General features: G+C 43.1%; 11 protein-coding genes. 5 read left to right on the top strand and 6 right to left on the bottom strand.

Annotated elements, in window-relative coordinates:
• Together gcvP and PCRYO_RS04165 are read left to right on the top strand one after the other, a co-directional pair.
• Positions 1–2,898, top strand: coding sequence for an aminomethyl-transferring glycine dehydrogenase (gcvP, locus tag PCRYO_RS04170; protein ID WP_011513150.1), 2,898 nt, complete (start codon positions 1–3; stop codon positions 2,896–2,898).
• 161 nt (positions 2,899–3,059) lie between these two features.
• Positions 3,060–3,737, top strand: a complete 678-nt coding sequence (locus PCRYO_RS04165) for an esterase/lipase family protein (protein ID WP_041753020.1) — start codon at positions 3,060–3,062, stop codon at positions 3,735–3,737.
• A 17-nt stretch (positions 3,738–3,754) separates the two neighbouring features.
• On the opposite strand, the gene PCRYO_RS04160 is transcribed toward PCRYO_RS04165, so the two are convergent.
• The 4 genes from PCRYO_RS04160 to PCRYO_RS04145 form a co-directional block, all read right to left on the bottom strand.
• Complete coding sequence (locus tag PCRYO_RS04160; protein WP_041753018.1) at positions 3,755–5,053, bottom strand: ribonuclease D; 1,299 nt, start codon at positions 5,051–5,053, stop codon at positions 3,755–3,757.
• A gap of 148 nt (positions 5,054–5,201) precedes the next feature.
• Positions 5,202–5,795, bottom strand: a complete 594-nt coding sequence (recR, locus tag PCRYO_RS04155; protein ID WP_011513147.1) for a recombination mediator RecR — start codon at positions 5,793–5,795, stop codon at positions 5,202–5,204.
• A gap of 110 nt (positions 5,796–5,905) precedes the next feature.
• On the bottom strand, positions 5,906–6,235 hold the full coding sequence (locus tag PCRYO_RS04150) for a YbaB/EbfC family nucleoid-associated protein (RefSeq protein ID WP_011513146.1): 330 nt from the start codon (positions 6,233–6,235) through the stop codon (positions 5,906–5,908).
• Between the two features lie 84 nt (positions 6,236–6,319).
• Entirely contained in the window at positions 6,320–7,588 is a 1,269-nt protein-coding gene (locus PCRYO_RS04145; protein WP_011513145.1) for an O-succinylhomoserine sulfhydrylase, read from the bottom strand.
• 424 nt (positions 7,589–8,012) lie between these two features.
• Here PCRYO_RS04145 and PCRYO_RS04140 point away from each other — a divergent pair, with 424 nt between their 5' ends.
• The 3 genes from PCRYO_RS04140 to dusA all read left to right on the top strand — a co-directional run bounded on the left by PCRYO_RS04140 (position 8,013) and on the right by dusA (position 12,325).
• Positions 8,013–9,713 carry a phospholipase D family protein gene (locus PCRYO_RS04140; protein ID WP_011513144.1) on the top strand — a complete coding sequence of 567 codons (1,701 nt, stop codon included), beginning with the start codon at positions 8,013–8,015 and terminating at the stop codon, positions 9,711–9,713.
• 194 nt (positions 9,714–9,907) lie between these two features.
• Positions 9,908–11,209 (top strand): MFS transporter, encoded by a 1,302-nt coding sequence (locus tag PCRYO_RS04135; RefSeq protein ID WP_011513143.1) that lies wholly within the window; start codon positions 9,908–9,910, stop codon positions 11,207–11,209.
• A gap of 150 nt (positions 11,210–11,359) precedes the next feature.
• Positions 11,360–12,325 carry a tRNA dihydrouridine(20/20a) synthase DusA gene (gene dusA, locus PCRYO_RS04130; RefSeq protein WP_011513142.1) on the top strand — a complete coding sequence of 322 codons (966 nt, stop codon included), beginning with the start codon at positions 11,360–11,362 and terminating at the stop codon, positions 12,323–12,325.
• A gap of 102 nt (positions 12,326–12,427) precedes the next feature.
• Here dusA and PCRYO_RS04125 read toward each other — a convergent pair whose 3' ends face one another.
• Complete coding sequence (locus PCRYO_RS04125; RefSeq protein ID WP_105575691.1) at positions 12,428–13,213, bottom strand: CPBP family intramembrane glutamic endopeptidase; 786 nt, start codon at positions 13,211–13,213, stop codon at positions 12,428–12,430.
• Positions 13,214–13,324: 111 nt separating this feature from the next.
• Positions 13,325–14,215 (bottom strand): alpha/beta fold hydrolase, encoded by an 891-nt coding sequence (locus tag PCRYO_RS04120; protein WP_011513140.1) that lies wholly within the window; start codon positions 14,213–14,215, stop codon positions 13,325–13,327.
• Positions 14,216–14,300: the final 85 nt, after the last annotated feature.

The raw sequence follows: 14,300 nt of genomic DNA, 5'->3' as shown, positions 1-14,300 counted from the left end.
ATGACTATCTCTCAAAATCCAGCACTTGATACGTTTGAAGGCTTGTTCAATGAAGCCGAATTTGTTTATCGTCATCTTGGCTCAAATGATGCCAAACAAGCTGACCTGCTCAGCGCTATTGGTTATAGCGACATGGCAACTTTTATCAATGAGACCGTGCCTGAACCAGTACGCCTGCATAAAGAATTAGATTTGCCAGTAGCGATGAGTGAGCATGCAGCACTTGCCAAATTGCGTACCATGGCTGATGACATCACGGTTAATAAGAGCTATATCGGACAAGGGTATTCGCCTGTGCGTATGCCTGCAGTCATCCAACGTAACGTCCTTGAAAATCCAGGTTGGTATACCGCTTACACGCCTTACCAAGCAGAAATCGCTCAAGGTCGCCTAGAAGCCTTGCTGAACTTCCAACAAGTTTGTATCGACCTGACTGGTCTTGAGCTTGCTGGTGCGTCATTGCTTGATGAAGCAACGGCTGCTGCTGAAGCCATGGCAATGTCAAAGCGCGTCAGCAAAAGCAAATCTATGCAGTTTTTCGTTGATGACCGCGTCTATCCACAAACATTAGATGTCATTAATACCCGTGCCAAATATTTTGGTTGGGAAGTGGTGGTTGGTGATTTTGAACTGGCTAAATCAGGCGACTATTTTGGTGCATTATTCCAATATGTCGGTGTTGAAGGCGATGTTAAAGACCTAACCGACGTTATCGCTGCCGTTAAGAAAAATAAAACTTATGTGAGCGTCGTGAGTGACATCATGAGCTTAGTATTATTAAAATCACCAGCGGATATGGGTGCAGACGTGGCTTTGGGTAGCACGCAGCGTTTTGGTATTCCAATGGGCTTTGGTGGTCCACATGCCGCCTACTTTGCGTTCTCTGATAAAGCTAAGCGCTCAGCACCTGGTCGTATCATCGGGGTATCAAAAGACTCACAAGGCAATACTGCCCTACGTATGGCGCTACAGACTCGTGAGCAGCATATCCGCCGCGAAAAAGCCAACTCAAACATCTGTACCTCACAAGTACTACTTGCAAACCTAGCTGGTATGTATGCGGTTTATCATGGTCCAGGTGGTGTAAAGCGTATCGCTACTCGTATCCATGCATTTGCGACTGCCTTCGCTGACGTCATCAAAAACGCTAACGATAGTAATTTAAATGTGCTCCATGATCAATTCTTTGATAGTGTTGTGGTTGATTGTGGCTCAGAAAAACTTGCTAGCCAAATCTTTCAAAATGCTGACAATGTTGGTTATAACTTATGGCGTCTTGGTGAGACCAAATTAAGCGTTGCGTTCAGTGAAACCAGCGATCAGAAAGACTTTAATGTCCTAACTCAGCTGTTCGTTACTAAAGCACATGATCTACCAGAAGACGCTCGTGTCTCTCTTGATAGTGCTCATTTGCGTACTGATGCTATCTTATCGCATCCAGTATTCAACTCGCATCATACCGAGCATGAAATGCTGCGCTACTTAAAATCGCTTGAAGATAAAGATTTGGCGATGAACCGCAGTATGATTTCACTTGGTAGCTGTACCATGAAATTGAATGCCACCAGTGAGATGCTACCGATCACTTGGCCTGAATTTGCCAATGTGCATCCTTTTGCACCGCGTGACCAAGTCACAGGCTACGTTGCCATGATTGATAGCTTGCAAGAGCAATTAAAAGCCATTACCGGTTTTGATGATGTCTCTATGCAGCCAAACTCTGGCGCTTCAGGTGAATATGCAGGCTTGCTAGCAATTCGTCGTTATCATGAATCACTTGGTGAGACTGATCGTGATGTTTGCTTGATCCCTATGTCAGCGCATGGTACTAACCCTGCGACTGCTATGATGATGGGCATGAAAGTGGTTGTGGTCAAAACTGACGACAATGGCAACGTTGATATCGATGACCTAACTGCCAAATCTGAAGAACATAGCACGCGTCTAGGTGCATTGATGATCACCTACCCATCGACGCATGGTGTGTTTGAAGAAGGTATCCGTAAAATCTGTGACCTCATCCATAAACATGGCGGTCAAGTTTATATGGATGGCGCCAATATGAATGCGCAGGTTGGCATGATGCAGCCAGCTGACGTTGGTGCTGATGTACTACACATGAACTTGCACAAAACCTTCTGTATCCCACATGGCGGCGGTGGTCCTGGTATGGGTCCTATCGGTATGAAAGCGCATCTGGCGCCATTTATGGCCAACCATACTCTAAGTCCTGTACACAATGCCCAAAAAGACTGCTCAGCAGTATCAGCAGCTCCTTATGGTTCAGCAAGCATCTTACCTATTTCATGGATGTACATTGCCATGATGGGTCGTGATGGTTTATTAAAAGCGACCGAGCTTGCGCTACTGAATGCCAACTATGTTGCCGCTGAATTAAAAGACCATTATCCTGTGCTATATACGGGCAAAAACGGCCGCGTTGCTCACGAATGTATCATCGATATTCGTCCTTTAAAAGAAGAGACGGGCATCAGTGAAAGCGATATCGCGAAACGCTTGATGGATTATGGTTTCCACTCACCAACCATGAGTTTCCCAGTAGCGGGCACCTTGATGATTGAGCCAACAGAATCAGAGTCAAAAGAAGAGCTTGATCGCTTTATTAGTGCTCTAAAATCTATTAAAGCGGAAGCGCTGAAAGCCAAAGCGGGCGAAGACAACTGGACGTTAGAGAACAATCCATTGGTCAATGCCCCGCATACAGCTGCGATGGTAATTGATGGCGAATGGACCTATCCATACAGCCGTGAGACAGCAGCATTCCCACTGCCTTATATCCGCACTAATAAGTTCTGGCCAAGTGTGGCACGTGTCGATGACGCCTATGGTGACAAAAACCTCATGTGTTCTTGCCCAAGTATCGAAAACTATATGTAATCCCAGTTTTATATAGTCTTAGTTTTGATACTTTATAAAAGATAAAAATAAACCTCCAAGTCAGCATCTGATTTGGAGGTTTTTATTTTACTAATAACATTTAGCGCTATAATAAAATGGCTATCAATCTATTCATATCATCCACTTGGTTAGAATCACATATGCAGAAAAACAATCTTGTCATTCTTATCCATGGTCTGCACCAAACGGCTTGGATTATGCGACCACTTGCCAAACGCTTACAAGCAGCAGGATTTAAAACTCATCAATTTGGCTATCGTAGTATGCGCGATGGTATTCAAACCAATAGTCAGCGGCTTAATAAGTGGCTTGAAGAAAATCATCATCCTGATGAGCTGATACATTTGGTCGGTCATAGCTTGGGCGGTTTGATTATTCGTGATTTTGTTACTCAGTATCCTAAGTGGCAAATTGGTCGCTGCGTGACCCTTGGGACACCGCATTTAGGTAGTGTTTGTGCAGATTATATTTGGCGCTTGACGCCAGCTGTGGTGGGACGCTCGTACGTCGATGCGCTAGATGGCACGGTCGCGCCCTTACCGGAGCATATTACCTTAGGCGTAATTGCAGGTAATCGTCCTTATGGCTTAGGGCAGATATTTCTGCAACATCATAATCGCAAATTACGCCAAGCTCATAACCCATTGCTTGATGAACATCTGGTGCATGATGGCACCGTCTATTTAAAAGAGACCAAACTTGAAGCAGCGGCTGACCATTTAATCTTGCCTGTATCGCATACCGGCATGTTGATTGATACTAACGTTGCCAAGCAGACAGGATATTTTTTACAGTATGGTCAATTTGAACGCAGATAAGTGTCAGGCGTTAAACCCTATACATTGATACCCATGCCTTGCTGTAGCTCGGTTTTATGCGCTTCGATAACGGGAATAAAGGTGTGCATTACCCAATCATGACGCCAGCCTTTCAACCCTTGCGGCAACTCGCTAATATCTTTATCAAAAGCAATCACTTCATATAATTGCCCAAGCCATTTTTTACGCATCAAGACATTAGCGGGTACGCCGGTAGCTTTTGCTTGATCATCTATCGTTTTTTGTACCGCTTTTGAGAGTACTTTATTCTTTGAGCGATACGGCGGCAATAGAGAATCTGGATATTCTGCAGGATGCAGATTTTTTGCTTCCTTTATCACTTTGAGTAATTCTTCACCATACAGTCGCAACATACTGCGATGTATCGTTGTCTTATGCGCAAGCTCACGCATCGTGTTTGGTTTTTCAGTGATAATCTCACGCACGGCTTGTTTTTTTATGACAAAAGTACGGGGCTGATTGGTTGAGCGCGCTAGCTCTTCACGCCATGTGGCTACCGCCTGCAATATTGCCATTTGCTCAGAGGTATAGCGATAATCTGCCATGGTTAGATACATCTGCTCGTCTGCAACATTTTGAGCATCATATAAGTCGTTGGCGTAAAGCTGACAGTCTTCCCAGACATACTCATAGAGACCTTGAGATTTTAGGGCGTATTCAAGACTCAAATATAACGCAGGTAAAAAGCGCACATCATCAATCGCATATTGCTCTTGCTCATCTGATAATGGTCGCTGTAACCAATCTGACTGGCTTTGTTCCTTATCAATATGCATATCGAGCTGTTCATCAAGCGCCTGCTGATAACCCATCTGTAATTGACCTGTTAAGTAGGACAAGGCAATTTGCGTATCAAAAATATTGGTCAGTGGCGGGCAGCCGGACAATAGATAAAATATACCTAAATCTTCACCACAAGCATGCCAGATAGCCACATCAACTTTCATAAGTGCTTGCCATAGCTCACTCAGTTGTAACTGCGGCGCATCTAATAAATATACATGATTGCCAGTATTTAGCTGTATCAGTGCTAAGCGTGGATAATAGGTATCGCGCTTGATAAACTCGGTATCTAATGCCACACGCCCGCAAGTGGTCAATGCCTCAATCACTTCATCCAACTGGCTTTGCTTACGCACCCAAGTGACGGCAACCTCATCAGCAATATCTAATAATGCGTCAATATCCGGCTCTACTGGCAGGTCTACTAATTTGGCTGGATTGACTGAATGGTGTACTTCGTCAGCCGAAAATGTATTTTGAAGGTTTGATTCGGTTGGAGCAGTGTTAGACACGGGCAGATACCTGCATTGATAAGAGAGAATAAAACGCTAAAGCACGTCTTAATAAAATTAAAAGAGAAAGCGATAAAATAATATAAGCAATTATAACCACATCATTGAATAAAATGCGCAAGATTTTAATCTGATAAAGATAAGAAGACTATAAAAAGGAGCGGTTTTGCATCGCTTGTCCAAGGGTCATGCTGTCAAGATATTCAAGCTCACCGCCCATCGGTACGCCTTGCGCCAGACGCGTGACTTTATTGACATGACGACTGACTGCCTCACTGATAAAGTGCGCGGTCGTTTGCCCTTCGACCGTCGTACCGGTCGCCAATATCAGCTCTTCAACAGGCTCTTGCTTGACGCGCCAGACCAGTTGCTCAATATTTAAATCATCAGCACTAATGCCATCAATCGGTGATAAGTGACCACCTAAGACAAAGTAGCGCCCACGATAGCCTGCCGTCTGCTCTATCGCCATCACGTCAGCTGCAGTCTCAACCACGCATAGCAATGTATCATCACGCCTAGGATCTTGGCATAATGGGCAAACAGCCTCATCGCTAAAGCTATGGCAACGCTGACATTCGACGATATCACGCATCGCTTCATCAAGCGCTTGAGCAAGTGCCATGCCTTGTGGGCGTTTTTTGGTGAGCAGATGCAGCGCCATACGTTGGGCGCTTTTTTGACCAACGCCCGGCAAAATACGCAGCTGTTTGACCAGCTGATCAAATTTGGCTGTCAGCAAAGTGATGTCCTTTGTTTATAAATCATAGCTATGAAAATGGGGTCGTATCATGTCGATAACAATCCCATTTTTCTTTAATATGTCGCCTTTAGCGTTTAAGAACCAGCTACTTAGAACATACCTTGCATACCTGGTGGCAATCCCATACCTGAGGTCGCGCCCGCCATGGTTTCTTCATATAACGCATCTGCTTGGCGCACCGCATCATTGATAGCAGCAGCGATAAGATCTTCGATCATATCCGGCTCATCTTCTAATAAGCTTGGATCAATGGTCAAGCGCTTGACCACATGACGACCTGTCATGGTTACTTTTACCAGACCACTGCCCGCTTCTGCATGCACTTCTTTATTGCCAAGCTCTTTTTTAGCATTTTCGACGTTTGCTTCGACTTTCTTTTGCATGGTTTGTGCTTGTTGCATCAATGCTTGGATATTCATAGTTGCCTCTTGGTTTTTTAATAATAAATAATGGGGGTTTTGATAATAAAAAATAAAATACTAATAGCAATTATACCGTTATCTTTACAAACTGTCTAAACCACGCGCCAAATCTTTGATGATATCTTCTACATCTTCTAGACCGACCGACAGACGAATAAGACCGTCTTTTACGCCTGCTTCTGCGCGCTCTTGGGCGCTCAAACGAAAATGGGTCGTTGTTGCAGGATGGGTAATCGTGGTTTTCGCATCACCCAAATTATTGGTGATAGAGACCATTTGAGTTGAATCAATGACATGCCATGCGGCAGATTTTGAATCACGCGTCTCTGATGGCTGCACTTCAAAACCCATAATGGCTCCAAAGCCGTCTTTCATATGATGCTGACGCTTGGTCAACTCATGCGATGGATGGTCGCTCAAGCCTGAAAAGTGTACGGTGCTGACATTGGGATGATTAACCAAAAACTCTGCCACTTGATTGGCATTACTACAATGCGCTTGCATACGTAATTTAAGCGTTTCAAGTCCCTTGGTAAACACCCAAGCATTAAACGGACTCATGCTGATGCCACCTGAACGTATGACGGTAAACGCTTCTTGCATCAACTTATCACTACCGACTAACGCGCCACCAAGTACTCGACCCTGACCGTCTAAATATTTGGTTGCAGAATGAATCACCACATCGGCACCCAAATCAAGCGGACGTTGCAAAGCTGGGGTGGCAAAGCAGTTGTCAACGACCAAGAGTATATCATTGGCTTTACATAGCTGGCTTAAAAAGCCAATATCACAAATCTGTGCCAATGGATTACTAGGGCTTTCGCAATAAATCACCTTGGTATTTGGTTGAACAGCATTTGCCCATGCGTCATTATCGAAACAATCAACGTAACTGACTTCCACACCAAACTTTGCCATATAGTTATTAAACAAACCAATAGAGGAGCCAAATAGCTGATTAGCAGCAAGTAAATGGTTACCGGCTTTTAAGTACGCCAAGCACATGGTCAAAATCGCACCCATGCCAGAGGCTGTTGCGACTGCACGCTCACCATTTTCAAGTGCTGCTAAACGGCGCTCAAAGGTACGTACGCTTGGATTGGTATGACGTGAGTAGACATTGCCCGTTTTAGTGCCATCAAAATGACCGGCAGCATCAGCTGCTGAGCTATATACATAAGAGCTGGTCGTAAAAATAGCTTCTGAATGTTCGCCCTCATCGGTACGATGCTGACCTGCACGTACTGCAATGGTTTGCATACCATAATCGAGTTCTAAATCCAGTGCATCATTGCACCAGTTTGCATCCAAGCCGTTTATATTGTCTTTATTTTGCGGTTGACTCATAAAGTTTCCATTGCCTTGATTGTTATTTACAATAGCGTTTATTTTTGATTATAAACATCACGTATTCGCGTTATCATATCATGATAAATTATTCCAAGCAGCAGCTTCAAAGCAGCAGTTTTCAGCGCTGACTGTCTATTATTTTGCCTAACGTATCACTTATTAGAAATAAGAAGCAAAAATTGTGCTACCTAGATCCAATAAGAACAATATCTAATACAGGCAATATTTTATAAAAGTAACGTATTTATAATAGGCACAGATGCCGACACCTGATAAGCTTAGCGGCGATTTAAACTTTGCCTTAGGCGATATTATCATATGCCTTATAATCAGTGTTATTATCTGCAAAACCACCAAGAAATCCATACATATTTTTTGGCAACTTCTCCATTATATAAAGGCTCACTAAGGTAATTTATTTATGTCGATGTTCAGTATAGAACCCAGCAACTTATCGTTGAGCCTGACACTCGGTCTCACCTTAGGTCTTAGTGGATGCCAAAGCTTACCCAAGCAGCCGCACTTGCCTGAAAGCCAAGCACTATCCGCACGGGTCAATGCTTTATACCAATCGGACATCAGCAAACAAGCTGAAATCGAAAAAGATGCCCAAAAAGAGGGCGATCCTATAAATACTACGACTGTCAGCACAGACCTTGCTACCCCAAACACGGATAGTCTTGATTTGGTTGCTGCCATCAGTCAACAGAGTGAGATTCACCCTGATTTATCAGGCTATCATCCAATTGTGACGGGCGCCAATGCTTTTGCCTCACGCAGTATATTGACAGGTATGGCAACGCGCAATATCGATGCCCAGTACTATATCTGGCACGATGATCAAGCCGGTCAGCTGATGCTCAAAGACTTATGGGATGCGGCGGAGCGCGGCGTGATCGTACGCTTACTGCTCGATGATTTTAATAATAATGCTAAATTTGATCAGCATTTACTGCGTTTTGCCAGTCACCCTAATATTGCTGTGCGTATTATCAATCCACTGATGCATCGTAAATTTCAGACTTTAAATTTTGTCACCGGTTTGCCACGTATCAATAGACGCATGCACAATAAAAGCATGATTTTTGATAAACAAATCACCATCATTGGTGGTCGTAATATCGGTGATGAATACCTAAGCAATGACAAAAGCAGTCAGTTCGCAGATTTGGATGTACTATTGATTGGTAAAGTGGTGGCAGATATTGACAATAGCTTTGCCAGCTACTGGTCAGCACCAATATCATTCGATATTCAAACCTTAGCGACCCTTGATAAAGGAGAGACGACTGACTTCGTACAAGGGCTCGATAAGTTAAAAGCCGATGAGAAAAGTAGTAGCAGTGGCAGCTTATCAGTGTATAAAGCAGCCATTGAAGACTCCTCTATCGATACGGATTTGATTAATAAACGCGTGCCGTTTCGCTGGACGGACATGCAATTCTTAAGTGATGACGTCGGCAAATTGACTAAAACCGTGCCAGCAGACACCAATCTGGTGCATCAGCTGCGCACTTTGCTTGGTAGTCCATCAAAGAAACTGACTATTATCTCCTCCTACTTTGTACCGACCAAAGACGGTGTTAATACGTTGGTCTCATTAGCAGAATCTGGTATCGAAATCAAAATTCTCACCAATTCATTTGATGCAACCGACGTAACGGCGGTACATTCTGGCTATAGCCAATGGCGTCCTAGTTTACTGCGCGCGGGAGTCAAGATTTATGAGCTAAAATCAACCGCTTCTGAAGAAAAGCGTGAAAACAAACTTTGGAAAGCGCGTAGCCAATCTTCAACCAGTTTACATGCAAAAGCTTTCGCCGTTGATGACTATCAAGTATTCATTGGCTCATATAATGTTGACCCGCGCTCGGCTAATATCAATACTGAGATGGGCGTGATTATCAATGATGATGAGCTTGCGACTCAGTTGCATGGTGCATTGAGCGATGACTTACTAAACCAAGCGTATGAAGTGAAGTTACTAGAAAACGGTGATTTACAATGGCATACCATGGAAAAAGATAAGAAAGTCATTTATGATTCAGAGCCGCGCGTCGATGTCAGTGACCATGTTTGGCTAACCATCATGTCATGGTTACCTATTGATTGGCTATTATAGTTGGCTCAATATAAAAGAAACAGAAGTTGAATGCTCTTGGCTTAATTCTGTTTCATATAATCATATTTGACATAAACGTCTTTATTTTGACGATAAATCATTAGCAATGATGATTTATCGTTTTTTATTATAGGCAGTTATTTAGATAATGACTGCCTTAACGAATACCTTAATGTCTGGATGCGTGACCTAATATGCCTTCTCGTTCTCAATATGCACTTATGTCTTCTAAAGATAAAAATACGGTACTGTTTACTTGCTATAGCAGTGCAATAGCGTTTTTCGACTTTTTAATATACCTATATCTTGCAGATATGTTGGCAGCGACTTTATTTCCTGTTAGCTCAGATCCCAATCTTATGAAGATACAGGGGCTGTCATTATTTGCAATTGGTTATGTGGCACGCCCACTTGGTGGTGTTATCTTTGGACGTTATGGCGATATAAAAGGTCGTAAACCGTTATTACTAATCAGTATCTTGATTACGGCAGCAAGCTTATTGGCGATGGGATGTTTGCCTACTTATGCACAATGGGGTTTGGCAGCGCCTGCATTGTTTATCGTCTTACGAATCATACATGGCATGGCCTATGGTCTTTATGTTCCACTCTCTTGGGTGTTCGTTGCAGAGCACGTGCCGCGCCAATATCTGTCAGTAGGCTGTAGCTATGTGACTGCCAGTTTTTTTGTGGGTGTTTTATTCTCTAATGGTTTTTTTCTTTGGTTAAGCAGTACGTTGACCACTGAGCAATTGGCAGATTATGGCTGGCGTTTGCCTTTCTTTATAGCGGCTATCCTGACGGTTTTACCGCTCCTTGCCTGGCGATGGATAGAAGAAACCCCGTTTTTCACTCAGATGAAAAAATCAAGACCTAGTGATTATGTTGCTAAGCCTTTTACGACCCTATTTAAGCATTGCAAGCATGCTATCTTTATAGGTCTGGTTCTCACTTTAATTGTCTCAAGCATCACCACAGTAGTGGTTATTTTATTGCCTGATTTGATTGAATTACGCTTTACGCTCGATACTGACTTGTTTGGATTCTCGCACAGTCTTGGCATCGTTTTTATGATTTTTGGCTGTATTTTTTATGGCATCATCTCTAACCATCAAAACTTTGGCAAAATTTTGGCGATAGGCTCTATTATTTTAATCGCTCAAATGCTTGCTTTCTTCTATCATTTAGAGGCAAGTGGCGACTATATCCTTATTATGTATGCACTTTTGGGCTTTTGTGCCGGTGTTATCGGCATGATACCTGCCATCTTGATTCAACTATTTCCTACCAATGTGCGACTCACCGGAATGGCTTTTTGCTACAATGTCACTTATGGTATCGTTGGGGTGCTAGTACCATTTGGACTTGGCTATGCTACTTTATATGTGAGCTTTTCACCCGCACTCTATATCACTTTCATCGGTTTTATTGCCATCATCATGGGCATTTATTTTTATAATCTGCCTGAATTCAAAAAAATCGATCAGGTCATATAATGTTATTTTATCCAAATAGGCTGATCTCTTATTAGCCTATTCATTGTAGTTTTACAAGCCATTGCAAGTGATACGTAAACTGACACATATACCATCAGCATTTAGCATATACATCTTCAAAAATTTCTAAAAAATTAAGGCTTAACCACTATGGTTGATATGACCAATAAACGTCTTTCCGTTGCACCCATGATCGATTGGACAACGACGGATTATCGTTATTTTGCCCGTCTTTTTAATCCGCATGTTTATTTGTACACCGAGATGATCAGTACGGGCGCGCTGATACATGGCAATCGTGCACGGCATTTACGCTTTGATACTCTTGAACATCCGCTAGTACTGCAACTTGGCGGCGCAGATATCACTGAGATGACGCAGTGTGCAGAATTTGCTCAGCAGCATGGTTATGATGAGGTTAATATTAATGTGGGCTGCCCCTCTGATCGTGTACAGCACAATAAAATCGGTGCTTGCTTGATGGCAGAACCCAATACCGTTGCAGACTTGGTCAAGCATATGCAAGCGGCAGTCGATATTCCAGTCACGGTCAAGCATCGTATTGGCATTGATGACTTTGACAGTTATGAATTTATGGCGGATTTTGTACAAAAGGTAGCAGCAGGTGGTTGTACACGTTTTATCGTTCATGCGCGTACGGCATGGCTACAAGGCTTGAGCCCAAAGCAAAATCGTGAGATACCGCCACTGCGTTATGAAGATGTGTATCGTTTAAAACAGGACTTTCCTACCCTTGATATTGAGATTAATGGTGGGATTGAGACCGTCGCTGATATTGAGGCACACCTTGAGCATATCGATGGCGTTATGATTGGGCGCGCCTTTTATCATAACCCGTATTTGTTAGCCGAAGCCAATAGCTTGTGGGACACCCCTGTCCCGAAGCGTTCAGTTATACTAGCTCAGCTGTATCCTTATTTAGAAGAGCAAATAGCTAAAGGTGAAGCACTTCCAACGATGACTCGGCACTATTTAGGGTTATTCCAAGGATTAGTGGGTGCTCGAAAATGGCGTCAAGCATTGAGCGGTAAGCCTCAATTGACCATCGATGATATCAAGCACGCGGCGACTGAAGTATTAGCCCTTAACCCTTAACCCTTAACCCTGATGCCTGATGCCTGATGCCTGATGAAACCTACTATTAAATAACAATGCATACGGCGTAAGTATTAATTATCAGATATTCACTGTTATTCTTTATGCTACTTGCGCCAAATACTGCCACATAGCCGCGCCGTTATTTATAATATGTAATAACATGGGCAATATCAGCGAGCCTGATTTGATACGCGCATAGCAAAATAGTAATGCTAACACCACGATGGTACTGATCTCGTAAATTCCATATTGCAAATGAATGACCGCAAATATCAAACTGGTCACTAGACTTGCTACGATTGCCCCGCGATATTCTGTATCAGGTGGCGAGGTGAATTGCTCTGCAATCGCCGACCACAATATGCCACGAAATATGAGTTCTTCATAAATGGGCGCGACGATAACCATCGCAAAAATAAGTAGCCATACTGAGCTGACAGACTGATATAAAGGATCTACAAACGCCAACGGTGATTTATCAAGCATATACGTCAATGCCTGACTGCCAATCATAAATATTAACAGCAGCCCTATCATGCCCATACCGACCGCCAATGAGAACGGTCTTAATACCAAATACTGCTTTAAATTGCCGCCTCTCACGCGTATAACTAACGCACTGATTGCCACTAATAACACGCAGCCTATCATGATAGAAATACTGACAACCGTTCCATCATTGCTGCCAAAAAAGAAAATATCGCCGACCGTTGCGCTTTTGGCAGTTGGTAACACCAGTTTGCCAGCGATGTAAATCCCGATTAATTGACTGATAAAGAAAAAAACCACCATGCCTATGATAAGCAGTAAAGTGCCTAAGCGTGTGAATAAAGGCTGAGGATGTATGACAACTTTGTTGTTTTCAGCGGCGCTCTTATTTGGCATTCGCATTGACATAATAGGTTTACTCGAAAAGATACTGAAGCATTGCTTAAAAACTGCTCACAAAGACAATCGGTTTAGCGTAAGGACATTGATTAAAAACAAAGCCTGTTGTTATTTGGCAGATAACTGTTTTTCAATCAATGCTAATACCTGCTCTGACACAGACTCTGGATGCTCAAGTGGAAACATATGACCGCCCGCATGAGTAATATAAGGAATACGTAAGCGCGACTTTATTTGTTGCGGGAATCGACGCTTTAAAAAGATACTGTTCTCACCAATAATCAAGGTCACTGGCACTTTAGGGGCACGATTTGGGGTCAACCAATACCAAGAAGGGTTAGTCCGAAAGACGGCGACTTCACTGGCTTTTGGAATCGCCAAGGTAACTTTACCATCGGCACGCTTATGCAGACCATGCTCAATATAACCTTGAAAACTGCGCTCAGTAAAATCTTTAAAAAATCCTTTATGGCGCAGTTTGTCATACGCATCTTCTCGGCTATCCCATACGTCACGTCGATGCTTAGACACGCCAGCTGGCGATAGCTTATCCATCAAACGATTATTCATCAATGGCAATCGATCTGCTGTCTTGGCAAGATGCCATAGCAAGCTAACTTTGCCATAAATCCATGGCGGATCCATCAGAACGGCTTGCGAAAAGTACTCAGGTGCACGGTACAACGCTTGCAAGGTACACATGGCACCAAGCGAATGCCCGACGGCTACGACTTGCTTAACGCCATGTTTTTTACAGGTATCTTTAACACTATCGACAATCTGCTGCGTGAGACTTCGCCATTGGTTATCGACCGGATAATCAGGCGTATCGCCTAACATTGAGATATATTCAATAGTAAAAAATTCAGCCAATTTCTCAAAAAATGGCTCATAGACAGGACTTGGCATTCCGTTGGCGTGAGCAAAATGTATGACTGGTTTTTGGGTTATTTTCGATATCGGTAAGGACGCAAAAGACTGCAAATTGACTTCACTCATGACACATTCTCATTAGTTGTTATAATGGTTTGTATTGTATTTATGGTTTTAAATGCTAGATAGCGACACATAAATAAGGCTGAGC

Origin of the sequence: Psychrobacter cryohalolentis K5, from assembly GCF_000013905.1 — a bacterium.
GTDB classification, from domain to species: domain Bacteria; phylum Pseudomonadota; class Gammaproteobacteria; order Pseudomonadales; family Moraxellaceae; genus Psychrobacter; species Psychrobacter cryohalolentis.
Note: the sequence above shows the minus strand (reverse complement) of the source record. Positions and strands in the feature narration are given on the sequence as shown.